The sequence below is a fragment of the Sphingopyxis sp. TUF1 genome, from assembly GCF_036687315.1.
Taxonomy (GTDB): domain Bacteria; phylum Pseudomonadota; class Alphaproteobacteria; order Sphingomonadales; family Sphingomonadaceae; genus Sphingopyxis; species Sphingopyxis kveilinensis.
Map to the genome: position 1 here is coordinate 2,319,583 of NZ_CP144683.1, position 22,678 is coordinate 2,342,260.

20 protein-coding genes and 1 tRNA gene are annotated in these 22,678 nt (G+C 64.6%); 9 read left to right on the forward strand and 12 right to left on the reverse strand.

Annotated elements, in window-relative coordinates:
* The first annotated feature begins 126 nt into the window (after nt 1–126).
* Nucleotides 127–816 carry a TetR/AcrR family transcriptional regulator gene (locus tag VSX77_RS10905; RefSeq protein WP_338424632.1) on the forward strand — a complete coding sequence of 230 codons (690 nt, stop codon included), beginning with the start codon at nt 127–129 and terminating at the stop codon, nt 814–816.
* On the opposite strand, the gene VSX77_RS10910 is transcribed toward VSX77_RS10905, so the two are convergent.
* From VSX77_RS10910 to moaA, 4 genes are all read right to left on the reverse strand, one after another.
* Complete coding sequence (locus tag VSX77_RS10910; protein ID WP_338424633.1) at nt 809–1,630, reverse strand: phytanoyl-CoA dioxygenase family protein; 822 nt, start codon at nt 1,628–1,630, stop codon at nt 809–811. The genes VSX77_RS10905 and VSX77_RS10910 overlap by 8 nt on opposite strands.
* Before the next feature lie 353 nt (nt 1,631–1,983).
* Nucleotides 1,984–2,058: transfer RNA gene (locus VSX77_RS10915), tRNA-Asn, on the reverse strand.
* 83 nt (nt 2,059–2,141) lie between these two features.
* Complete coding sequence (locus VSX77_RS10920; RefSeq protein WP_338424634.1) at nt 2,142–2,912, reverse strand: NAD kinase; 771 nt, start codon at nt 2,910–2,912, stop codon at nt 2,142–2,144.
* Between the two features lie 31 nt (nt 2,913–2,943).
* On the reverse strand, nt 2,944–3,960 hold the full coding sequence (gene moaA / locus VSX77_RS10925) for a GTP 3',8-cyclase MoaA (protein ID WP_338424635.1): 1,017 nt from the start codon (nt 3,958–3,960) through the stop codon (nt 2,944–2,946).
* Nucleotides 3,961–4,020: 60 nt separating this feature from the next.
* Between moaA and VSX77_RS10930 the strand changes: the two genes are divergently transcribed.
* Nucleotides 4,021–5,217 (forward strand): GGDEF domain-containing phosphodiesterase, encoded by a 1,197-nt coding sequence (locus VSX77_RS10930; RefSeq protein ID WP_338424636.1) that lies wholly within the window; start codon nt 4,021–4,023, stop codon nt 5,215–5,217.
* Between the two features lie 105 nt (nt 5,218–5,322).
* Here the strand turns inward: VSX77_RS10930 and mfd are convergent, their stop codons facing one another.
* The gene (gene mfd, locus VSX77_RS10935) at nt 5,323–8,907 is read right to left on the reverse strand and encodes a transcription-repair coupling factor (RefSeq protein ID WP_338424637.1); all 3,585 of its coding nucleotides are present in this window, start codon (nt 8,905–8,907) and stop codon (nt 5,323–5,325) included.
* The gene (locus VSX77_RS10940) at nt 8,904–9,164 is read right to left on the reverse strand and encodes a succinate dehydrogenase assembly factor 2 (protein WP_338424638.1); all 261 of its coding nucleotides are present in this window, start codon (nt 9,162–9,164) and stop codon (nt 8,904–8,906) included. Before VSX77_RS10940 ends, mfd begins: the two co-directional genes overlap by 4 nt.
* Before the next feature lie 234 nt (nt 9,165–9,398).
* Here VSX77_RS10940 and recG point away from each other — a divergent pair, with 234 nt between their 5' ends.
* On the forward strand, nt 9,399–11,465 hold the full coding sequence (gene recG, locus VSX77_RS10945) for an ATP-dependent DNA helicase RecG (RefSeq protein ID WP_338424639.1): 2,067 nt from the start codon (nt 9,399–9,401) through the stop codon (nt 11,463–11,465).
* On the opposite strand, the gene VSX77_RS10950 is transcribed toward recG, so the two are convergent.
* Nucleotides 11,462–11,803, reverse strand: a complete 342-nt coding sequence (locus tag VSX77_RS10950) for a PilZ domain-containing protein (protein ID WP_338424640.1) — start codon at nt 11,801–11,803, stop codon at nt 11,462–11,464. The genes recG and VSX77_RS10950 overlap by 4 nt on opposite strands.
* 74 nt (nt 11,804–11,877) lie before the next feature.
* A complete protein-coding gene (gene tyrS, locus VSX77_RS10955) occupies nt 11,878–13,104 on the reverse strand; it encodes a tyrosine--tRNA ligase (protein ID WP_338424641.1) in 1,227 nt (408 codons plus the stop codon).
* A gap of 99 nt (nt 13,105–13,203) precedes the next feature.
* On the opposite strand from tyrS, the gene VSX77_RS10960 reads away from it, so the two are divergent.
* The 4 genes from VSX77_RS10960 to VSX77_RS10975 all read left to right on the forward strand — a co-directional run bounded on the left by VSX77_RS10960 (nt 13,204) and on the right by VSX77_RS10975 (nt 16,664).
* Complete coding sequence (locus tag VSX77_RS10960) at nt 13,204–13,521, forward strand: GIY-YIG nuclease family protein (RefSeq protein WP_338424642.1); 318 nt, start codon at nt 13,204–13,206, stop codon at nt 13,519–13,521.
* Entirely contained in the window at nt 13,522–14,088 is a 567-nt protein-coding gene (locus tag VSX77_RS10965; RefSeq protein WP_338424643.1) for a DOMON-like domain-containing protein, read from the forward strand.
* 2 nt (nt 14,089–14,090) lie between these two features.
* On the forward strand, nt 14,091–15,293 hold the full coding sequence (locus VSX77_RS10970; RefSeq protein ID WP_338427258.1) for an exo-beta-N-acetylmuramidase NamZ family protein: 1,203 nt from the start codon (nt 14,091–14,093) through the stop codon (nt 15,291–15,293).
* A 126-nt stretch (nt 15,294–15,419) separates the two neighbouring features.
* Complete coding sequence (locus VSX77_RS10975) at nt 15,420–16,664, forward strand: M24 family metallopeptidase (protein WP_338424644.1); 1,245 nt, start codon at nt 15,420–15,422, stop codon at nt 16,662–16,664.
* Between the two features lie 35 nt (nt 16,665–16,699).
* Here the strand turns inward: VSX77_RS10975 and VSX77_RS10980 are convergent, their stop codons facing one another.
* From VSX77_RS10980 to pdxH, 4 genes are all read right to left on the reverse strand, one after another.
* Entirely contained in the window at nt 16,700–17,506 is an 807-nt protein-coding gene (locus VSX77_RS10980) for a lipid II flippase Amj family protein (RefSeq protein WP_338424645.1), read from the reverse strand.
* A 182-nt stretch (nt 17,507–17,688) separates the two neighbouring features.
* Complete coding sequence (locus VSX77_RS10985; protein WP_338424646.1) at nt 17,689–18,867, reverse strand: vWA domain-containing protein; 1,179 nt, start codon at nt 18,865–18,867, stop codon at nt 17,689–17,691.
* Between the two features lie 271 nt (nt 18,868–19,138).
* Nucleotides 19,139–19,960 (reverse strand): PhzF family phenazine biosynthesis protein, encoded by an 822-nt coding sequence (locus tag VSX77_RS10990; RefSeq protein WP_338424647.1) that lies wholly within the window; start codon nt 19,958–19,960, stop codon nt 19,139–19,141.
* The gene (gene pdxH, locus VSX77_RS10995) at nt 19,957–20,535 is read right to left on the reverse strand and encodes a pyridoxamine 5'-phosphate oxidase (RefSeq protein ID WP_338424648.1); all 579 of its coding nucleotides are present in this window, start codon (nt 20,533–20,535) and stop codon (nt 19,957–19,959) included. Before pdxH ends, VSX77_RS10990 begins: the two co-directional genes overlap by 4 nt.
* Nucleotides 20,536–20,667: 132 nt before the next feature.
* Between pdxH and VSX77_RS11000 the strand changes: the two genes are divergently transcribed.
* Nucleotides 20,668–21,597, forward strand: coding sequence for a J domain-containing protein (locus tag VSX77_RS11000; RefSeq protein ID WP_338424649.1), 930 nt, complete (start codon nt 20,668–20,670; stop codon nt 21,595–21,597).
* 57 nt (nt 21,598–21,654) lie between these two features.
* Complete coding sequence (locus VSX77_RS11005) at nt 21,655–22,674, forward strand: YihY/virulence factor BrkB family protein (protein ID WP_338424650.1); 1,020 nt, start codon at nt 21,655–21,657, stop codon at nt 22,672–22,674.
* Nucleotides 22,675–22,678: the final 4 nt, after the last annotated feature.

Here is a 22,678-nt window from a genome sequence, read left to right on the forward strand (position 1 = left end):
CTCACGGCGTATAGCGACGCTCGCGAATCTCATTGGTAATGTGTTACCAATGAGATGCCACTGCGGAACCTGCTAGTCAATGTCGTGGGTTGCAGGCTGTGAGACACGCGATATAGCGGCGTTGCTATGACGAATGTCGAAGACGCGACGGGGCGGGGCGGCCATATGTCCGGGAAGGCTGCGACCTTGCTGCAGGCGGCGCAGGCAATTGTTCGCGAGACGGGCAATTTCGATCTTCCGATGCGGATGCTCGCGGCGCGGGCGCAGGTCAGTTTGCGCACGCCCTATGAGCTGTTCGGGTCAAAGAACGGGATCATCCGCGCGTTGCTTGTTTCGGAACAGGATGAGTTTCGGGAGATCGTCAGAAATTATCGCTCGATCGACCGGCTCGAGATGTTTTTCGACCGGACGCTGCTCGGCATGGATTTTTACGCGCGCGAGCAGCCCTTCTACAGGGCTTTGTTTCGGGCGACGCAGGCCTTCTCGGGCGGGGATGAAACCGAACCCGCCCGCGAGATGCTGCTTGTCTACGCGAACATGGTCCGCCGGGCGATCGATGAGGGCTTCTTGCGCGACGATCTCAACATAATGAACATCGCCGAGACGCTCACCGATCTGTTCGCGGCGAACCTGCGCAACTGGGCATCGAGCGATTTCGACATCTGGCTCGCCGGACAGAAAATCTGCTTCGGATTCTCGCTCGCGCTCGCCGGCGTGGCCGCGCCGCAGTGGGTGGAGCGGCTGCACCGGAGCGCCCGGAATTACGACAAGGCTATCCAGGACTATCTCGAAGGTGGCGAAATCGCTGTCAGGTAATTCCGCGCTTTTGCCAGAATTCCGATCCGTGAACCTGGTCATAGGTTTTTCGGAGCAACTCCCGGTCATTCTGTTTGAACGTCGGACTGCGACCCAGAAAGACTTCGCGGCCCAATAGCCGGGGCAGTTCGGGGTCCTTGCCGTCGAACCACGCCTCGCCCAAATGGTCGTAATTCTCGATCGGCTGCATGCCGATGCGCGTGTAGGTCATGTGAAGCACGACGCGTTCTCCGGGGATCTGGCGGGGATAATTGCCGTGCCAGACCGACCCGTCCCACAGGCATATCGCACCCTTGGACGCGACTATCGGCCGCGCGCCTTCCGGTTTCGCGCGCTCGTCGGGCGAGGGATGGCGCTTCAGCTTGTGCGAACCGGGCACGACCAGGGTCGCACCGGTTTCCTCGGTAAACTCGTCCGTGACCAAACAGGCCGTGCACATGATCTCCCATTCCGGGAAGGGAGCGGGAAACCAGCTATTGTCGGCATGCAGACCGAGAGAACCCTTCCCCTGCCGACGCCGAGAGCCGGATAATTGCGAAAAGAGCGCGCCTCGCCCGAGAAGATATTCGACCATCGTCAAAAGCTTGGGTGCTGATATCGCATCGGCGAAAATCGGATCTTCGCCCAATATGGTGAACCGCGTTGGCGCTTTTTCTTCGTCGCCTGCTGGCACGACACGAATGATGGCTTCTCGAACTTCGTCGACAATGCGGTCGGTCCGCTCATCATGGAAAACCGTGTAACCCCAGCGATCGAGCTCGGCGACATTTTCCTCAAGCCCTTGTTCGCGAATGCGATCTTGCAGTTGCTGCATATCCCTTTATCTCCTCTAATCGATAAGGTAACACGTTACCGATGGGATGCAATCTAAACCTTACGGCGAAGTCCGAAGCAGGCGAAAAACCTGATCGCAAAGCAGCAACTCGGAATAGGCATCGGCCAATCGCCAATCGGCGCCGGTCTCGTCGTTTCTCACGCCATATATCCAGAATATAATCCAAGCTCGCATCGGCTCCAGCTATTTCGCCGACTTCACGAGCGCGCTTGCAGGCGCGGAGGTGACGACCCGATCCGCGAGAAAACTGCGCTATTATGCCGATACGAATTTCACGGCGCGCCGCCTCGACCCGCCAGGCAGCAAGCCCCGAAATTCATAAAAGTGAGAAGTGGCTCCCCGGGTAGGATTCGAACCTACGACCGATCGATTAACAGTCGATTGCTCTACCGCTGAGCTACCGAGGAACACGCCGCCGATGCGGGCAAGGCGGCCCCTTTGCCGCCAACCGGGACAATTATCAAGGGGGTTTTGCCGTATTTCGTGTCACTCAGACGATAAATTGTTCCATCGCGATGCGTTCGTCCAACCCCTGGTCGGGGTCGAACAGCAAGGTCAGCGGCCGACTGCGATCGGTGGTGACTAGGACAGTCTTCACGTCGCGGATTTCGCGCTGGTCCGCGACCGCGCTGACAGGGCGTTTGGCCGCCTCGCGGACGTTGAAGCGGATGCTCGTCGATTCGGGGACGAGCGCGCCGCGCCAGCGCCGCGGGCGAAACGGGCTGATCGGGGTGAGCGCCAGCATCGCCGAATCGAGCGGCAGGATCGGGCCGTTCGCGCTGAGGTTGTACGCGGTCGATCCGGCGGGCGTCGATACGAGCACGCCGTCGCAGGCCAGTTCCTCCAGCATCGTCCGCTCGTTGATCATCACCTCCAGCTTCGCGGCTTGACGCGTCTCGCGCAGCAGCGAAATCTCGTTGATCGCGGGCAGGATATGGCGCTCGCCGCTGACCGTGGTGATGTCGCCCGCCAGCGGGTGAATCAGATAGGGGCGCGCCGCGGCGATGCGGTCGAGCAGACCCTCGACGCGAAATTCGTTCATCAGAAAGCCGATCGTGCCGCGGTTCATCCCGAACACGGGCAGGCTGCGGCGCTGGTCGAGCAGCTGGTGGAGCATGTGCAGCAGAAATCCGTCGCCGCCGAGCGCGATCAGCAGATCGGCCTCGCCAATGTCGACAAAGTCGTAGAGCGGGCGCAGTTCGGCTTCGGCCTCCATGGCCGCGGGCGCGTTCGATGCGACGAGCGCGATCTTGCGAAACATGTGGTCCGGTTCCCCCTCGCGGTTCGGCGTATCAGCCGCCCGTTGCACTCATATGGCGTGCGACCGCCGGCCTGGATTCGCGTTCAATCTGAAAGTCGTGCGCGCGGGGTTTGCCAGCGAGCGCACGGTCGATCAACCCGTCGACGTTGCCGCCCTCGCGCAGCGCAGTGCGCAGATCGACATGATCGTCCTGGCCGAGGCACATATAGACGCGTCCCTCGACGGTCAGGCGGATGCGGTTGCACGTCGCGCAGAAATTGTCGCTGAGCGGGGTGATGAGGCCCAGCGTGACGGGGCTGTCCTCGACCGCGAAATAGCGGGCCGGACCGCCGGTGCGCTTGTCGATGGGGTAGATGGCGTGCGCGGCGCGCAGCGGGGCGATGAACTGGTGCAACGGGATATAATGATCGCTGCGATCCTCCTCGACCTCGCCGAGCGGCATCGTTTCGATGAGCGTGAGGTCGCAGCCATTGTTGGCGCACCAGCCGAGCATCGGCAGCAGCTGATCCTCGTTCAGCCCGGCGAGCGCGACCATGTTGATCTTGACCGCGAGCCCGGCTTGCTGGGCGGCGGCGATGCCGGCGAGCGCCACGGCAAGGTCGCCAACGCGTGTGATGTGGCGAAAAGCGTCGGGATCGAGCGTATCGAGGCTGACATTGATGCGCCGCACCCCTGCCGCCGCGAGCATCGGCGCATGGTCGGCGAGGCGCATCGCGTTGGTGGTGAGCGTCAGCTCGTCGAGGCCATTGCCGATTAGCGCGCCGAGCCGCATCGCCAGCGTGTCGATTCCGCGCCGCACCAGCGGCTCGCCGCCGGTCAGGCGGATGCGGTGGACGCCGCGCGCGACGAATCGCTCGGCGAGCTCGGCCATTTCCTCGATGCTGAGCACCGCCGATTTGGGCAGGAACTGCATATCCTCGGCCATGCAATAGCGGCAGCGCAGATCACAGCGATCGGTCACCGACAGCCGTAAATAGCTGATCCGGCGGCCATGACCGTCGATCAGCGGCGCCGCCGCAGCGGCAGGTTGGGGCGATGTAGCAGCCACGCGCGCCTTGTGATGCAAAAGGCAAGCGTTTGGCAAGCAAAGCCTGTTAAAGGGGCCAACATGAATCGCCTGTCCGAAACCCTTGCCGCCTGCGCCCGGAAAATCGAAGCCCAGCACCTCCAGCATGACTGCGACGCAGGGGTCCTGCTGGTCCAGATCGACCAGATGGCGCGCATCAACAACAGCGCGGGGACCGCGGCAGGCGATGCTGTGCTCGACGAAATCGGAAGGCGGCTCGAAAATTTTGCCAGCGACGAGTTCGGGCCGGGGTCGGGCGTCGAGCGGCTCGACGGGCCGCGCTTCCTGATCGTCCCCGCGACGCCGCTTGCGCTGGGCGCGCTTCGTGCGCAGGAACGCGCGCTGCACGTCGCGCTTGCCGAGCCGATCGTCGGTGATCCGAACGGCCGCCTGTCGATCCGCATTGCCGCCGCGCTGATCGTGCGCGACGAGCCGGTTGCCGACCAGCTGTTGCAGGCGTGCGACCAGCTCGCACGGCCGGCGTCGGCGCGCGACGGAGTGATGGTCCATGCGGCGCTGTCGCGCAACGAGGTCGTGATCCATTACCAGCCGCAATATGACGTCGCGACCGGCGCGATGACGGGGGTCGAGGCGCTGCTGCGCTGGCAGCATCCCGAACTCGGCCTGCTCGGTGCGGGCCCGTTGGTCACCGCGGCGCGGGCGGCGCGGCTCGAGTGCGAACTGACCGAACATGCGCACCGCGTCGCACTTGCCGAAATGGCGCGCTGGCCGCGGCAGCTCGATCGGCTGCGCGTATCGCTCAATATCACCGCCGCCGATCTGGGGGACCCCGAATTCGCTGCGCGGTTCGCGGCGATGGCCAAGGATGCGAAGGTCGATCCCGATCGCTTGACGCTGGAACTCACCGAACAGGCGATGCTGAGCGACCCCGCGAGCGCCGCCGAACAGCTGGCGCAGCTTCGCGCGCTCGGCGCGGCGATCGCGATCGACGATTTCGGCACCGGCTATTCCAGCCTGTCGCTGCTCGCGCGGCTGCCGATCGATTATCTCAAGATTGACAGCGGCTTTACCCGCACGATCGACGGCAGCGACCGCGACCGCATCGTCGTGCGCGCGATCGTCGATCTGGCGCGCGCGCTGGGGCTGCTCGTCGTCGCCGAGGGGATCGAGAATGAGCGCCAGTTGGCGCGGCTGTCCGAAATCGGCGTGGCGACGTGGCAGGGGTTCCTGAAATCGGGGCCGGTGCCGGGGGATCAGTTGGTCGGGCTGATGGAATAGGCTTCGTCATTGCGAGGAGCGTAGCGACAAAGCAATCTCCAGCTATCGGCTTGGCGCGAACCCATAGCTGGAGATTACTTCGCTCCGCTCGCAATGACGATCCCGCTATGCCGCCTGCCGCGCCAATTTCCCCAATCCTTTTGACAGCTGCAAAGCGCCATTCAACCGCGCCCCCGTGCTGCCCCAGTCGCCGCTGACCGATAGCTTGTTGTCGGGCCGCAGCCGCGCGCGGCCTTTCAACCGTTCGACATAGGCGATCAGGCCGGGGACGTTGGCGAACTCGTCGCCGTGGAAGCTGACGAGCGCGCCTTTGGTCCCGACGTCGAGCTTGGCGATGCCCGCGAGTTTCGCGTTCGCCTTGATCTCCATCAGCTGCACGAGGTTCGCGGTTTCGGGCGGCAGCGGGCCGAAACGGTCGATCATCTCGGCGGCAAAGGCGTCGAGCGCGGCGCGGTCCTCGGCATCATTCAGGCGGCGGTAAAGCGCCATGCGGAGCGGCAGGTCGGGGACATAGTCTTCAGGGATAAGGATCGGCGCGTCGACGGTGATCGTCGGCGACAGGGCTTCACGCGGCGGCAGCTTGCCCGCACCTTCGGCCTTGGCCATCAGGATCGCCTCTTCCAGCATCGATTGATAGAGTTCGAACCCGACCTCGCGAATATGTCCCGACTGCTCGTCGCCGACGAGATTGCCCGCGCCGCGAATGTCGAGGTCATGGCTCGCGAGCTGGAAGCCCGCACCCAGGGTGTCGAGGTCGCCGAGCAGCTTGAGCCGCTTTTCGGCGGTGTCGGTGATCGCGCCCTGTTCGGGCGTAGTGAGATACGCATAAGCGCGGGTCTTCGACCGCCCGACGCGGCCGCGCAGCTGATAGAGCTGGGCGAGGCCGAAGCGGTCGGCGCGGTGGATGATCAGCGTGTTGGCGCTGGGGATGTCGAGGCCCGATTCGACGATCGTCGTGGAGACGAGCACGTCATATTTGCGGTCGTAAAAGGCGCCCATCCGCTCCTCGACTTCGGTCGGCGTCATCTGGCCGTGCGCGACGACATATTTCACTTCGGGAACGCGGGTGCGTAGATATTCCTCGATGTCGGGTAGGTCCTTGATTCGCGGGGTAACGAAGAAGCTCTGCCCGCCGCGATCATGCTCGCGCAGCAATGCCTCGCGGATCACGACGGGATCCCAGGGCGCGACATAGGTGCGCACGGCGAGGCGATCGACCGGGGGGGTCTGGATCACGCTGAGCTCGCGCAGCCCCGACATCGCCATTTGCAAGGTGCGCGGGATCGGTGTCGCGGTGAGGGTGAGGACGTGGACGTCGGCCTTTAATTGCTTCAGCCGTTCCTTGTGGACGACCCCGAAACGTTGTTCTTCATCGACGATGACGAGGCCGAGATTCTTGAACTCGACCGATTTGGCGATCACTGCGTGCGTGCCAACGACGATGTCGATCTGTCCGCTCGCCAGCCCGTCGCGCGTTCGCTGCGCCTCGGCGGCGGGGACGAGGCGTGAGAGGCGGCCGATCTGGATCGGGAAGCCCTTGAAGCGTTCGGTAAAGTTGGTGAAATGCTGGCGCGCGAGCAAGGTGGTCGGCACGACGACCGCGACCTGCACCCCCGCCATCGCCGCGACAAAGGCGGCGCGCAGCGCGACCTCGGTCTTGCCGAAACCGACGTCGCCGCACACCAGCCGGTCCATCGGGCGGCCCGACGCCATGTCGGCGAGCACGTCGCCGATCGCGCGGTCCTGATCGTCGGTTTCCTGATAGGGGAAGCGGTCGGCGAAGGCCGGATAAGCTGCGTCGGCGGCGAGCAATTCGCCCGAGCGAAGCGCGCGCTGTGCCGCGGTCGCGAGAAGCTCGCCCGCGATCTCGCGGATGCGTTCCTTCATCCGCGCCTTGCGCCGCTGCCACGCCTCGCCGCCCAATTTGTCGAGCGCGACGCCGTCGCTCTCGCCGCCATAGCGCGAGAGGACATCGAGATTCTCGACGGGAACGTAGAGCTTGTCGCCGCCCGCGTAGGTCAGCGCGACGCAGTCGTGCGGGCTGTTCCCTACGGGGATCGAGGTCAGGCCTTCGTAACGCCCGATGCCATGGTCGAGATGGACCACCAAATCGCCGACGCTGAGCGTCGCAAGCTCGGCGAGGAAGGCGTCGGCGCTCTTGCGGCGCTTCTGCCGCCGGACGAGGCGTTCGCCCAATATGTCCTGTTCGGTGAGCAAGCTGATCGCGTCGGAGGCGAAGCCGTGGTCGAGGGGGAGGACGACCATTGCCACCGTGCCCGGTCCCGCCACACCCTTATTCCCGTTCGTGTCGAGCGAAGTCGAGACACCCGTCGGGGTAGCGCTTTCCTGCGGGGTGTCTCGACTTCGCTCGACACGAACGGAACTTGAACCCAGCGCCTCTTGCCACGTATCAACCTGCACCAGCGAGGTCACGCCATGATCGCGGAGCAGCCCGGACAGGCGTTCGCGCGCGCCGCCCGAATAGCTGGCGATGATCGTCTTGCGTCCCTTGCGGCGCTCGTCCGACAGATGGTCGGCGACCTTGTGATAGACGTTGAGGTCGACGGCACGTTCGGGGGTGAAATCGCGCGCGGCAAAGGTTTCGAGATCGACGACCGTTGCCGATGGCGGGACGTCGAACGGCGTGACGACATGGATCGGGCGGTCCGACGTGGCGGAGCCCCACTCGGCCTCGGTCAGGTACAGTGCGTCGGGCGCGAGCGGGCGGTAGCTGCCCGGCGATTCGCGTTCGGCGGCGACGCGGTTCGCATGATAGTCGGCGATCGCAGCGAAGCGCGTCTCGGCGGTCGCGTCGGTGCGGTGGCCGCGCAGCACCGGCGTTGCGGGGTCGACATGGTCGAACAAAGTCGCCAGTCGTTCCTCGAACAGCGGCAACCAATGGTCCATGCCCGCCTGGCGCCGCCCGTCGCTGACCGCCTGATACAGCGGATCGCCGGTTGCCTGCGCCCCGAACAATTCGCGATAGGCCGAGCGAAACCGCTTGATCGTCGCCTCGTCGAGCAGCGTTTCGGACGCGGGGAGCAGCTGCAAGGCCTTGGCGGGGCCAAGACTGCGCTGGTCGGCGGGGTCAAAGCGGCGGATGCTTTCGATTTCGTCGCCGAAAAAATCGACGCGCAGCCCGGTCTCCTCGCCCGCGGGAAACAGGTCGAGCAGGCCGCCGCGCACCGCAAATTCGCCCTGATCGGCAACGGTATCGACCCGGCTGAAGCCGTTGGCGACGAGCAATTCGGCGAGCGCGTCGCGGTCGATCCGCTGGCCGGGCGCCAGCGTTGTCGCGAGCTGGCGGATGCGGAAAGGGGTCAGCGTGCGCTGGGTGATCGCGGCGACGGTGGTCAGGATCAGCTCGCCGCGCTTGGGCGCCGCTTGCAAGGCCGAGAGCGTCGCGAGCCGGTCGGCACTAACGCGCATCGACGGGCCCGCGCGATCATAAGGAAGGCAGTCCCACGCCGGAAAGCGATGGATGGTGAGGTCGGGGGCAAAGAAAGGCGCGGCGTCGGCAATCGCCTGCATCGCGGCGTCGTCGGTCGCGACATAGACCAGCCTCTTGTCGCTCGCGCGCGCGAGATCGGCGAGCAGCAGCGGCAGGAAGCCGTCGGCGGCGCGCGCCAGCGTCAGCGGCGTCGCTGCCGATCCGATGGCGGCGAAGATGTCGGCGGCGGGGATGGTCATGGCAGCGGAATATAGTCCAGCCGGCGCATCGCCGCGATCAGCTCGGGCTTGTCGAGATGCGCGGGCGGTGCGGCGGTGCCGAGCGCCCATGCCATGATGTCGACGTCATCCTCCTCGACCACCAGCTCGAACCATGCGAGTTCGGTTTCGCCCCATGCAGGCGAATAGCGGTCGAAAAAGCCGCCGATCATATAATCGGCCTCGCGCGTGCCGCGGTGCCAGGCGCGGAATTTCAGGCGTTTGAGGCGGTCGGTCATCTATTTCTCTTTCCCTTCTCCCTTGACGGGAGAAGGACACGAAGCCTTGGCGCGAAGCGCCTAGGCGAAGTTGGATGAGGGTGAGCGCTCGCATGGCGAGCGCGCGCTTGCTTTGCAAGCGCATACCCCTCACCGCTGCGACTAACGAGCAAGCTCGTAAGTCTCGCTGCCCTCTCCCGCAAGGGGAGAGGGGAGGTGCAAGTTGGCAAAGCTCGCGCTAAACACCGATCACCGATGCGACCCGAAATCCTCAATCCACTCTTTGCTGCGCTCACCGACCTGAAAGGCGTGGGACCGCAGCTGGCGAAGCCGCTGACGCGGCTGGGGCTGGAGCGCGTCGTCGATGTGCTGTTCCATCTGCCGACGGGGCTCATCTCGCGAATCCCCGTCGATCGGCTCGATCAGGCGCAGGCCGGGCAGACGATCATCGTCGATCTGACCGCGCAGGATTATCGCCCCGGCCGTTCGCCGCGCGCGCCGTTCGGCGTCGAGGCGTTCGACAGCGCGGGCGACCATGTGCGGCTTGTCTATTTCGGGCGGACATCGGGGCTGGCGCGCAAGCTGTTCCCGCTGGGCGAGACGCGCCGCGTGTCGGGACGGCTCGACCTGTATGGCGAGATGCGCCAGATCGTCCATCCCGACCATGTGGCCGAACCCGGCGACGAAGGCGGGATTGCCGAGCATGAGCCCGTCTATCCGCTGACCGAAGGGCTGACCAACGCGCGGCTGTCGCAGCTTGCCGCGATCGCGCTCGAGCGGCGGCCCGAGCTGGCCGAGTGGATCGATGCGCCGCTGCTCGCCAGCCGCAACTGGCCCGCCTGGCGCGAGGCGATCGCGCGCGCGCACGCCAGTCCACGCGACGAGGCGGCGCGCGACCGGCTCGCCTATGACGAGATATTTGCAAACCAGGTGGCGTTGATGCTGATCCGGCAGGGGCTGCGCAACCGAAAGGGGCGGGCGATCGTGGGCGACGGCCGCCTGACCGATGCACTGCGGCTGCCGTTCGGGCTGACGGGGGCGCAGGAGCGCGTGGGGCGCGAGATTGCGGGCGACATGGCGCAGGACACGCCGATGCTGCGGATGCTGCAGGGCGACGTCGGATCGGGCAAGACGCTGGTGGCGCTGCGCGCGATGCTGACCGCGGTCGAGGCGGGGACGCAGGCGGCGCTCCTCGCGCCGACCGAAATCCTTGCGCGCCAGCATTTTGCGACCTTGCAGGCGATGCTCGCCGGCCTGCCGGTGAACCTCGCCATATTGACCGGGCGCGACAAGGGGCGGGTGCGCGAATCGACGCTGATGGGCCTCGCCGACGGCAGCATCGACATATTGATCGGCACCCACGCGATCTTTCAGCAGGCGGTGACCTATAAGGATCTCGCGCTCGTCGTCGTCGACGAACAGCATCGCTTCGGCGTCGCACAGCGGCTGATGCTCACCCAGAAAGCAGCGCGACCGCCACACCTCCTCGTGATGACCGCAACACCGATTCCGCGCACGCTGCTGCTCGCCAACCATGGCGAGATGGACGTGTCGCGGATCGACGAGATGCCGCCTGGGCGCACGCCGGTCGACACCCGCGTCGTCTCGGTCGAACGGCTGGACGAGGTGGTCGCCTCGCTCGAACGCCATCTTGCGACGGGTGCGCAGGCCTATTGGGTATGCCCGCTTGTTGCCGAGAGCGAGGCGAGCGAGCTGGCCGCGGCAGAGGCGCGCGCGGCGCTCCTCGCCGAGCGGCTGGGTGCGACGCGCGTCGGGCTCGTCCACGGGCGGATGAAAGGACCCGACAAGGATGACGTCATGGCGCGCTTCCAGGCGGGGGAAATCGGCGTGCTCGTCGCGACGACGGTGATCGAGGTCGGCGTCGATGTTCCCGCCGCCAGCCTGATGGTCGTCGAACATGCCGAGCATTTCGGGCTTGCCCAGCTGCATCAGCTGCGCGGCCGCGTCGGGCGCGGGTCGGCGAAATCGGTCTGCCTGCTGCTACGCTCGCAAAATCTTTCCGAGACCGCGCGCGAGCGACTGGCGCTGATGCGCGAGACGAACGATGGGTTCGTGATTGCGGAAAAGGATCTGGAACTGCGCGGCGGCGGCGAGCTGTTGGGTCTCAAGCAGTCGGGCGAGGCCGATTATCGGCTTGCGACCCCCGAGCAATTGGTCCGCCTTCTCCCCGTCGCGCATGACGATGCGCGGTTGTTCGTCGAACGCGACGGCGGGATGGAAGGCGCGCGCGGCGAGGCGGTACGGCACTGCCTCTATCTGTTCGAGCGCGATGCGGCGGTGCCGCTGCTCAGGAGCGGTTAGTTTACGTCGCCGCGCGCGCCCATCGCGCGGATCATCGGCAGATAATCTTCGACCGTGATCGATTTTTCGAACTGCACGCCGGTCTTGCCGCCGAGCGACCAGACCACTTTTGCCGCGGCGCGACCAATGATCGGCATCCGGAACACGACGAGATCGCCGGGTTCCAAACCGCGTTCGAAGCGCATCAGCAGACCGTCGGCGCTGATGTTGACGCAGGTGCACATTTCCTGCCGTCCGTCGGGCATGACGAAGGGCAGACGGCAATAGACGTCGCTACGCGGTGCAATCCGCTGGTCGAGACCGACATAATGGGCCTTGCTCGTGTCAATCTTGCGCATTTTCGTGGACCTTGTTGATTTGGGCATGACGATCCACCGGAATGCTGAAAAAGTGGTAAACGCTGTTTTGCGCTTTACCGGGTTACGAGGCCATGTTTTTTGGCGCCGAGGCTGATCGGAACGTCGCCGTCGGTCGGCGTGATGCGATAGGCGGGGTCGCGAACAACGCTGCCGCCGACCTTGACCGCGCCCTCGTCGAGCTTGCGGCGCGCTTCCTTGTTCGAGGCCGCAAAGCCGAGTTCGCGCAAGGCGTCGACGATGCCAATCCCTTCGGCGGACGCCGTCACATGAGGAAGGTCGCCGCCAATCTGGCCTTTTTCAAAGGTTTGCGCGGCGGTCTCGGAAGCGGTCTTCGCCGCATCGACGCCGCGGCACATCGCGGTCGCCTCGTTCGCGAGGATCTTCTTCGCCTCATTGATCTCGGCGCCTTCGAGCGCTTCGAGCCGTGCGATCTCGGCGAGCGGCAGGTCGGTGAAGAGCTTCAGGAACCGCCCGACGTCGCGGTCGTCGCAGTTGCGCCAATATTGCCAATAGTCAAAATGGGACAGTTGTTCGGGATTAAGCCAGACCGCGCCGGCGGCCGTTTTGCCCATTTTGGCGCCCGCGGCGGTGGTGAGCAGCGGAGTCGTGAGGCCATAAAGCTCGGCGCCGTCCATGCGGCGGCCCAGCTCCATGCCGTTGACGATATTGCCCCACTGGTCCGACCCGCCCATCTGGAGGCGCACGCCCATTTCGCGCGACAGATGGCGGAAATCATAGCCCTGGAGGATCATGTAATTGAACTCGAGGAAGGTCATCGGCTGTTCGCGTTCGAGCCGCAGCTTGACCGAATCGAAGGTCATCATGCGGTTGATCGTGAAATGCGTGCCGACTTCCTGGAGCAGCTCGATATAGCCGAGCTTGCCGAGCCAGTCCTGATTGTCGACCATCAACGCGTCGGTCGGCCCGTCGCCGAACGTCAGGAACTGCTGAAAGATGCTGAAGATCGACGCGATGTTGCTCGCGATCGTCTCGTCCGACAGCATCTTGCGGCTCTCGTCGCGTCCCGTGGGATCGCCGATCCGCGTCGTCCCGCCGCCCATCAGCACGATCGGCTTGTGCCCCGTCTGTTGCAGGCGGCGCAGCATCATGATCTGGACGAGGCTGCCGACGTGCAGGCTGGGCGCGGTTGCGTCGAAACCGATATATCCGGGGACGACCTGCCCGGCGGCGAGCGCATCAAGCCCTTCCGCGTCGGTCATCTGATGGATATAGCCTCGCTCGTCGAGAAGGCGCAGCAGGTCGGATTTATAGTTGGTCATAGCGCGCGGGCGCTTAGCATGGGGCCTGCAACAAAGAAACAACCCTGACCCGTTTGCCCTGAGCTTGTCGAAGGGCCGTTCTTCCTTCAACACACGCGCATGAGTTTCTGGGCCTATATGCTGCATTGCCGAGGCGGGGCTTTCTACACCGGCCATACGGATAATCTGGCTTATCGGGTGGCGCAGCACGAGGCGGGCGCTATTCGGGGCTTTACCTCGGATAAGCTCCCCGTAACCCTGGTGTGGAGTCAGGAGTTCGGAACGCGTATCGAAGCTCTCGAAGCCGAACGACGAATTAAGGGGTGGAGCCGCGCCAAAAAAATGGCATTGATCCGCGGCGATTGGGACAGCATTTCCAGCTTGGCAAAAGGAAAGAACGGTCCTTCGACAGGCTCAGGACGAACGGAGAGGGACTGAATGTCGGCTCATTCCAGCGAACGACGTCAACTCGTCTGTCACCCCGGCACGCCCGCGCGGGCCGTGCGGTCGGTTGCGGTCGAGGTCAGCCTGTCGTTCGACGATGGCTTTGCGCTGCGTTTCCTGATCGACGGGGCGATCGCCGATCTGGTGCTGCCCGACGGCGAGGGCGAGCTGGTCATCGCCGACAGCGCGACCGATGGCCTGTGGGAAAGCACCTGTTTCGAGGCCTTCCTGACCGAAGAGGCGCAGACCGACTATACCGAATTCAACTATGCGCCCGATGGGCGCTGGGCCTGTTACCAGTTCGACGATTATCGCTCGCTCCTGCGGTCCGACGATCTGGCGCCGTGGGAAATCGTGGCCGAGCGCGGCGAGCAAAACTATGCGCTGCGCGTCGAACCCGGCATCTTTCCCGATGTCGGCGCCAAGCTCGGCCTGTCCGCGGTGATCGAGGAACTCGACGGCACCAAAAGCTATTGGGCGCTTGCGCATCCGCCGGGGCAGCCCGATTTCCATCATCCCGATTGCTTTGCCCTGACGCTTGAGGCACGCGGTCGGGCATGACCATTTCCTTCGGTATCGACCGCCTGCTCGCCGACCCGGCGCTCCTGAAAACGCTCGAAGGCAGGCGCGTCGCGCTGCTCGCGCATCCTGCATCGGTCACCGCCGCTCTCACGCACAGCCTCGACGCGCTCGTTGCCGCCGGCGTGAATGTCAGCGCGGTGTTCGGACCGCAGCACGGGGTGCGCGGCGACCTTCAGGATAATATGATGGAATCGCCCGATTTCACCGATCCGGTGTATGGGGTTCCGTGTTTCAGTCTTTATGGCGACGTGCGCCGTCCGACCGGCCAGTCGATGCACACCTTCGACGTGATGCTGGTCGATTTGCAGGACCTCGGCTGCCGCATCTACACCTATGTCACGACGCTGCTCTACGTGCTCGAGGCTGCGGCGGAGCATGGCAAGGCGGTGTGGGTGCTCGACCGGCCCAATCCCGCGGGCCGCCCCGTCGAAGGCACGCGCCTGCGCCCAGGTTGGGAAAGCTTCGTCGGCGCGGGGCCGATGGTGATGCGCCACGGGCTGACGATGGGCGAGATGGGGCATTGGTTTATCCGCCACTTCGGTCTCGACGTCGATTACCGCGTGATCGAGATGGAAGGCTGGGAGCCGGGCGGCCCCGGCTTCGGCTGGCCAACGACCCGCGTGTGGATCAACCCCAGCCCCAATGCCGCGAACGTCAACATGGCGCGCGCCTATGCCGGGACGGTGATGGTCGAGGGTGCGACCCTCAGCGAGGGCAGGGGGACGACGCGCCCGCTCGAACTCTTCGGCGCGTCCGACATCGACGCCAAGGCGGTGATCGCTGAAATGTACCGCCTCGCGCCCGAATGGCTTGGCGGATGCAAGCTGCGCGACATCTGGTTCCAGCCGACCTTTCACAAACATGTCGGCCAGCTCAATAACGGCGTCCATATCCATGCCGAGGGTGCGTGGTACGATCATAGCGCGTTCCGCCCCTGGCGCGTGCAGGCGCTGGGCTTCAAGGCGATCCGCTCGCTTTACCCCGACTATCCAATCTGGCGCGGGCTCGATTTCAAATATGAATATACCGACGATGTGCTGGCGATCGATGTCATCAACGGCGGGCCGGGCTTGCGCGAGTGGGTCGACGATGCGGGCACCGTTGCGGGCGACCTGGATGCCTTGGCGCTGCCTGACGAGGCGGGATGGCGCGAGGAAGTGGAAGAGCTTTTGCTTTATCGCTAGACGATTTTCACGAATATCAAATCCGTTCGTGCTGAGCTTGTCGAAGCACCGTTCTTCTTTGACGCTGAAGGAAAGAACGGCCCTTCGACAAGCTCAGGGCGAACGGGAACAGGAGAGAGCGTTGTGATGCACCGGCGGCAATTCATGGGGACTGTGGCGCTGACCGGACTCGCAGTAACAGGATCGGTATCGGTGCTGGCCGCCGACACCGCGGAGCTCCCCAACCTCGCCGCCGCCGCGATTCCGATCAGCGCCGCCGAGCGTATGGCGCGCATTGCCAAGGCCACAGAATTGATGGCCGCGAACGACATCGGCGCGCTGCTGATCGAGCCGGGCTCGAGCCTCATTTATTTCACCGGGGTGCACTGGTCGCGGAGCGAGCGGCTGACGGCCGCGGTGCTGACACGCGAGGGCGAGGTCGCGGTCGTCACGCCCTTCTTTGAGGAACCCTCGGTGCGCGAAAGCCTGGGTATCGAGGCCGAGGTGCTGACGTGGAACGAGGATGAGGACCCGCTCGCTGCGGTTGCCGCATGGCTTGGCAAGCGCGGTCTGGCGAAGGGCAAGATCGGCGTCGAGGAAACGGTGCGGTACTTCGCGGTCGACTGGCTGGAGAAAGCCATGCCCGCCGCCACTGTCGTCAATGGTGCCCCCATCGTGCGCGGCTGCCGGATGCACAAGTCTCCGGCCGAAATCGCGCTGATGCAGGTCGCGAACGACATCACGATCGCCGCCTATCGCCACACCGCGCCGCGGATCGAGGCCGGTATGACGCCCGCCGAGATCGGCGCGATCATGCGCGCCGCGACCGTGGCGCTTGGCGGCAACAGCGAGTTTGAGCTGATCCTGCTCGGCGAGGCGAGCGCCTATCCGCACGGGTCGGGCAAGCCGCAGGCGGTGAAGGCGGGCGAAGTGGTGCTGATGGACTGCGGCGCCTCGGTCCACGGCTATCAGTCCGATATTTCGCGCAGCTTCGTTTACGGCAAGGCCAGCCCGCGCCAGCGGCAAGTATGGGACCAGATGCGCAAGGGGCAGGACGTCGCCTTTGCCGCGGCAAAGCTTGGCACGCCCGCGGGCAAGGTCGACGATGCCGTGCGCGCCTATTATGAAAGCCTCGGCTGGGGGCCGGGATACAAGCTGCCCGGTACCTCGCATCGCACCGGCCACGGCATCGGTCTCGACGGGCACGAGCCGGTCAATCTGGTGCGCGGCGAGACGGCGAAGCTGGCGCCCGGCATGTGCTTCTCGAACGAGCCGGGCATCTATATCCCGGGCGAATTCGGCATCCGGCTCGAAGATTGTTTTTATATGACCGACAGCGGCCCAAAGTGGTTCAGCGAGCCACCGCCGTCGATTGCCGACCCGTTCGGCTAATCCGGCGCCTTCGGTCGCTGTATGCCCGGCCGGGCTCAGACGTGCACGGCGACCCACGCGATCAGCAGCGCCGCGGGCAGTAGCAGCGCTTGCGCGAGGATCGTGCCCGCGAGCCGGCTGAGCGAGATGAAAGTAATCGCGCGGCGGAAATCACCCTCGTCGACCTTCCCCTCGACCGCGTCGTCGGTCATCACCGAAAGTTGCGGGTCGATGAAGGCGAAAAGCAGGATCGTCGCAAAACCGTTGATGAGCGCCGAAAGCTGCGACGCGGTGACGCGGAATTCGGGGGCGAGATAACCGGCATAGAGCGACGCGACGACGCCGACGGCGAGCAGCGACTGCGCAAGGCAGTTGGCGATCAACACGCCCCAGCCGATCCCCTTGGGCATGTGCCAGCCCTTGAGATGCGCGAGGCTGGGGAATTTAAGCGACTGGCGCAGCGTACGCAGCCCGGCGGGGCTAACCGCCTTGAGCGCCAGCCGGGTCGTCGAGCGATTGTCCTGATACCAGCCGATTGCCGCGGCGAACATGCGCTGCCCCGTCGGTACCAGCAATATGCCGACGAGCGTCGCGACGCTCGCCGCGGCCAGCACGAGCTGCATGTCGATGAACAGCGACGCGCCGCTGCCGTCGTGGATGCGCGTCTCGATCCGCTTGGCAAGGAAAGGCCCCAGAAAGCTGTTCGACGTGCGCGAGAAGAGCACGAGAATGTTGAATAGCGCGAACGACATCGCGATGCGCCGGGTGCGAACGCCGGCGATGCGGGCGGCATAGGCGAGCGCGCCGATCAGGTTGATGAAACCAGTGAGCAACAGGATGGTGACGAGGGGGAGGTCGATCATTCGGGGCCTAGCGGAGCTTCTGAAATCCGTTCGTGTCGAGCGAAGTCGAGACACCTCGATGCCGCGCGCTACCGATGGGTGTCTCGACTACGCTCGACACGAACGGGATTAGGGCATCGGTTCAAGATTGCTATCAAAGAAATCGTCATCCCGGCCTTCGCCGGGATGACGGATGGCGGACATCAATGCTTTCGCGTCAGCTCGCGCATCGCGTCGTCGAGGCCAGCGAGGGTAAGCGGATACATGCGATCGTTCATCAGCTGTTTGATGAGCTTCACCGACTGGGTGTAGCCCCAATGCGCCTCGGGCACCGGGTTCAGCCACACCGCGGCGGGATAGACATGGGTGATCCGCTGGAGCCAGACCGCGCCCGATTCTTCGTTGAAATGTTCAACACTGCCGCCCGGATGGGTGATTTCATAGGCGCTCATCGATGCGTCGCCGACGAAGATCACTTTGTAATCATGGCCATATTTGTGGAGGATATCCCACATCTGATGGCGCTCTGACCAGCGGCGCTTGTTGTCCTTCCACACGCCTTCGTACGGGCAATTGTGGAAATAGAAGAACTCGAGATTCTTGAATTCGCTCGTCGCGGCGCTGAACAATTCCTCGCATAGCTTGATGAACGGGTCCATCGACCCGCCGACGTCGAGGAAGAGCAGCAGCTTGACCGCGTTGCGCCGCTCGGGGCGCATCTTGATGTCGAGCCAGCCCTGGCGCGCAGTGCCGTCGATCGTGCCCGGAATGTCGAGTTCGTCGGCCGCGCCCTCGCGCGCGAATTTGCGCAGGCGGCGGAGCGCGATCTTGATGTTGCGGGTGCCGAGTTCCTTGGTGTTGTCGAGATTCTGGAACTCGCGCTTTTCCCAGACTTTCAGCGCGCGCTTGTGCTTGCTTTCGCCGCCGATCCGCACACCCTCGGGATTATAGCCCGAATTGCCGAAGGGCGAGGTGCCGCCGGTGCCGATCCACTTGCTGCCGCCCTCATGGCGCTTTTGCTGTTCCTCGAGCCGCTCTTTCAGCGTCTCCATGATCTTGTCCCAGTCGCCGAGCGATTCGATCGCCGCCATTTCCTCGGGCGTCAGGAATTTCTCGGCGACGGCTTTCAGCCAGTCGGCGGGGACGTCGACCGGGTTCTGGCCGTAATCGGAGATGATGCCCTTGAAGACCTTGTTGAACACCTGGTCAAAGCGGTCGAGCAGGCCTTCGTCCTTCACGTAAATCGCGCGGGAGAGGTAATAGAATTGCTCGGGGCTGCGGTCGATCACCTCGCGGTCGAGTGCCTCCAGCAGCATCAGATGCTCTTTCAGGCTGGCGGGAATACCCGCGGCGCGAAGCTCGTCGAGAAAACCGAAAAACATGGGGAAGGGGTAACCCGTCGAGGCGGCGGGCGCAATCACTTTACGTTTACGGAAAGGGAGGGGTGAGGCGATGGAATTGTTGCCATTGATCCTCCCTGTGGCGAAGCCATGGGGAGGGGGACCGCCGCGAAGCGGTGGTGGAGGGGCGGCGACGTTAGCGCCATTGCCCCTCCGTCAGCGCTCGGCGCTGCCACCTCCCCATCGCTGCGCGAGAGGGAGGTTCAATGGCAACTCTCCACTTCACGCGGCCCCCCCGCTTTGAAATTGCCACCTACAGCAGGAAATCGCCGACCAGCGTCGTAACGCACGTCCCCGTCAGTTCGACCATGTTGCCGTCGATGCGGCAGCCGACGTGGCCGCCGCGCGCGCTCGCCTGATAGGCGGCAAAGGCATCGCGGCCCAGTCGCGCGGTCCAATAGGGGGTGAGGACGCTGTGCGCCGATCCGGTGACGGGATCTTCGTCGATCCCGGCGCCGGGCGCAAAGGCGCGGCTGACGACATCGGCGCCCGACGGGTCGCCCGCGCCCGGCGCGGTGGCGATATACAGGGTGTCGCCGCCTTTGCTCAACGCGCGCAGGTCGGGCGTCAGCGCGCGGACGCTCGCCGCGTCGGGATAGACAATCAGCGCATAACCGCCCTCGTGCCTTAGCGTTTCGACCGGATCGCCCCCCAGCGTGCGGACGACGTCTGGCATCGCGTGGGGCACAGGGGGATAGGCGGGCAGCGCCATCCGGTAGCCTTCGTCCTCGCCGTTGCGGGCGACGCGCAAGATTCCCGCCTTGCGCGTGCGAAAGCGCATGTCGCCGCGCCACTGCGCCGCCGACAGCAGCACATGCCCGCTCGCCAGCGTCGCATGGCCGCAGAGCGCAACCTCGACCGTCGGGGTGAACCAGCGCAGTTCATAATCGGCCTCGCCGCTCTCGTCGGGGACCAGAAAGGCCGTTTCGGCGAGGTTGTTTTCCGCCGCAATGGCTTGCAGCGTCGCATCGTCGAGCCATTCGTCGAGCGGCATCACCGCCGCGGGATTGCCCGTGAAGGGCCGGTCGGCAAAGGCATCGACCTGGCTGATCGGAAGACGGCGTGCAGCGCTCACGGGAACAGATATCCTTTCGTCCAGCCGTCGCCTGCGCGCTCGAACAAAGTGCGTTCGTGCAGCCTATGGGCGCGGTCCTGCCAGAATTCGATGCGTTCGGGTGTCACGCGCCAGCCCGACCAGCGCGGCGGCCGCGGCACGTCCTGCCCCTCAAAACGCGCCTGCATCTCCGCAAAGCGTGCCTCGAAGGTCGCGCGGCTGTCGAGCGGGCGCGACTGGTCGCTCGCCCAGGCGCCGAGCTGGCTGTCGCGGCTGCGCGTCGCGAAATAGGCGTCGGCGGTGGCGTCGTCGACCGGTGCGACACCGCCCTCGATCCGGATCTGGCGGCGCAGCGATTTCCAGTGGAACAGCAGCGCGACATGCGGGTTCGCCGCGAGCTCGCCGCCCTTGCGGCTGTCGAGGTTGGTGTAAAAGACGAAACCGTCCGGCCCATGGCCTTTCAGCAGCACCATGCGCAGCGAAGGGTGCCCGTCGGGTGTGGCCGTTGCGAGCGCCATGGCGTTGGAATCATTTGGCTCGCTGATACGCGCTTCGGTGAACCAGCTGTCGAACAGGGCCAGGGGATCGTCGCTCATGCGCGCGGTCATAATGCGCTTGATGCGCGTGGTCGAGCGACATGTGTGGAACTTGATCGTGCCCACCCCCATTCCCACATCGCCGCGCAATGGGCCTTCACGGCCAGTCATTAATCAGGCTACAGGAGCAAAATGGCCGATCCCTATTCCACCCTGGGTGTTGCGAAGAGCGCGAGCGAAGCGGAGATCAAGTCCGCCTACCGTAAACTCGCCAAGGAACTTCACCCCGACAAGAACAAGGACAATCCGAAGGCGTCGGAACGCTTTTCCGACGTCACAAAGGCTTATGACCTGCTTTCGGACAAGACCAAGCGTGCGCAATTCGACCGCGGCGAGATCGACGCCGAGGGCAATCCGGCCATGCCGTTCGGCTATGGCGGCGGGGGCGGCTTTCGCGGCGATCAGCGCACCGGCCCCGGCGGTTTCAGCGGTTTCGGCAACGAAAGCGCCGATTTCGGCGATATTTTCGAAGGCCTGTTCGGCGGTCGCGGCGCTGGCGGCGGGCCGTTCGGTGGCTTCGGCGGGCGCAGCGCCCCGCCGCCGAAGGGGGCCAATGTCTCCTATCGATTGCTCGTATCTTTCGCGGATGCAGCGACGCAGGCGCCGCAGCGGATCACGCTGTCCGACGGCAGCACGATCGATCTCAAACTGCCTGCCGGGGTCGAAACCGGAACGCAGATGCGCCTTGCCGGAAAGGGGCAGCCGGGACCGGGCGGCAATGGCGACGGCATTGTGACGATCGCGATCAAGGATCACCCCTTTTTTGTCCGCGACGGCGCGAATATCCGGCTCGACTTGCCGGTGACGCTCGCCGAGGCAGTGAAGGGTGCAAAAGTTAAAGTGCCGACCGTCGACGGCCCGGTGATGCTGTCGATCCCCGCCGGCTCCTCGTCGGGCAAGGTCATGCGCCTCAAGGGCAAGGGCTTCAGCCAGAAAAGCGGTGGCCGCGGGGATCAGCTCGTCCGGCTGATGGTCGATCTGCCGACCGACGATGCGGCGCTGGTGAAATTGCTGAGCGAGTGGAACGATCCGCGCGAAGTGCGGGCGGATCTCGGCGTGTGATGCGTGGTTGAATCGCGCTCTGAAGAAAATGGACGCGTTGCCGCGCTGGAGCGCGAGGTGGCCGACGAGGTCGGCAAGGAATTTCTGGCCGAGGGGCATTCGCCCGAATCGCCCGAGGCGCGCGCCGAACAGGCCAAGCGGGTGCATCTGCGCGCGCGGGCACAGGGCGTCATCGAGCGCGGACGCGAACAGCTCGGCCCCGGCACGCGCGCTTATCAGGTCGTGCGCCGCGTTGTCGTCGGCACCTATACCGACGGCTTTATCCACGCGGGCAATCTTGCCTATCTCGCGCTGATCGCGCTCTTTCCCTTTTTCATCCTGCTCGCCGCGGCGCTGTCGCTGCTCGGCGGCAGCGTCGGCGGCGAACGCGCGGTCGAAGCCGTATTCTCGACGATGCCGCCGACCGTTGCCAAGGCGCTTTCGGGGCCGATCCGCGAGGTGATGAGCGCACGGACGGGCATCTTCCTCTGGCTCGGCGCGCTCGTCGCGCTGTGGACCGTGGGCAGCCTTATCGAAACGGTGCGCGACATCTTGCGGCGCGCCTATGGCACGCATTTCAGCAAGGGGTTTTTCCATTATCGCCTGCTGTCGATCGGCATCATCACCGGTGCCGTCGTGCTGATGCTCCTGTCCTTCTCGATGCAGGTGCTGATCGTCGGGGTCGAACAATTCGTCACCCGCTTTCTGCCCGAACGATATCAGGATTGGGGCGTCGTGCTGATTTCACGCGCCGTGTCGGGCCTCGGGCTGTTCGTTGCGATCTATCTGTTGTTCTACAGCCTGACGCCGTCGAAATACCGGCGGCTCAAGCAGTGCCCGAAATGGCCCGGCGCGCTGTTCACGACCCTGTGGTGGATTGGCGTCACGCTTGCGTTGCCGCCCTTGCTCGCCGGCCTGCTCAGCTATGACGCGACCTATGGCAGCCTCGCCGGGGTGATGGTCGCGCTGTTCTTTTTCTACCTCGTCGGATTGGGTATGGTAATGGGTGCCGAACTCAACGCCGCGCTCGTCGAGGTTGAGCATTTGGGCCACGACGCTATTGGGCGCGTGGACGACGTGACAGTCGAAGATAAATAAGGCC

Bases quoted from the DNA above. Each gene is read 5' to 3' on its own strand.
- VSX77_RS10930 (WP_338424636.1), top strand. From the start codon at position 4,021: ATGAATCGCCTGTCCGAAACCCTTGCCGCCTGCGCCCGGAAAATCGAA.
- VSX77_RS10910 (WP_338424633.1), bottom strand. From the start codon at position 1,630: ATGCAGCAACTGCAAGATCGCATTCGCGAACAAGGGCTTGAGGAAAAT.
- VSX77_RS10950 (WP_338424640.1), bottom strand. From the start codon at position 11,803: ATGCGCAAGATTGACACGAGCAAGGCCCATTATGTCGGTCTCGACCAG.
- VSX77_RS10980 (WP_338424645.1), bottom strand. From the start codon at position 17,506: ATGATCGACCTCCCCCTCGTCACCATCCTGTTGCTCACTGGTTTCATC.
- VSX77_RS10940 (WP_338424638.1), bottom strand. From the start codon at position 9,164: ATGACCGACCGCCTCAAACGCCTGAAATTCCGCGCCTGGCACCGCGGC.
- VSX77_RS11000 (WP_338424649.1), top strand. From the start codon at position 20,668: ATGGCCGATCCCTATTCCACCCTGGGTGTTGCGAAGAGCGCGAGCGAA.
- VSX77_RS10905 (WP_338424632.1), top strand. From the start codon at position 127: ATGACGAATGTCGAAGACGCGACGGGGCGGGGCGGCCATATGTCCGGG.
- pdxH (WP_338424648.1), bottom strand. From the start codon at position 20,535: ATGAGCGACGATCCCCTGGCCCTGTTCGACAGCTGGTTCACCGAAGCG.
- VSX77_RS10960 (WP_338424642.1), top strand. From the start codon at position 13,204: ATGAGTTTCTGGGCCTATATGCTGCATTGCCGAGGCGGGGCTTTCTAC.
- VSX77_RS10920 (WP_338424634.1), bottom strand. From the start codon at position 2,912: ATGTTTCGCAAGATCGCGCTCGTCGCATCGAACGCGCCCGCGGCCATG.
- VSX77_RS10965 (WP_338424643.1), top strand. From the start codon at position 13,522: ATGTCGGCTCATTCCAGCGAACGACGTCAACTCGTCTGTCACCCCGGC.
- VSX77_RS10975 (WP_338424644.1), top strand. From the start codon at position 15,420: ATGCACCGGCGGCAATTCATGGGGACTGTGGCGCTGACCGGACTCGCA.
- tyrS (WP_338424641.1), bottom strand. From the start codon at position 13,104: ATGACCAACTATAAATCCGACCTGCTGCGCCTTCTCGACGAGCGAGGC.
- mfd (WP_338424637.1), bottom strand. From the start codon at position 8,907: ATGACCATCCCCGCCGCCGACATCTTCGCCGCCATCGGATCGGCAGCG.
- recG (WP_338424639.1), top strand. From the start codon at position 9,399: ATGCGACCCGAAATCCTCAATCCACTCTTTGCTGCGCTCACCGACCTG.
- VSX77_RS10985 (WP_338424646.1), bottom strand. From the start codon at position 18,867: ATGTTTTTCGGTTTTCTCGACGAGCTTCGCGCCGCGGGTATTCCCGCC.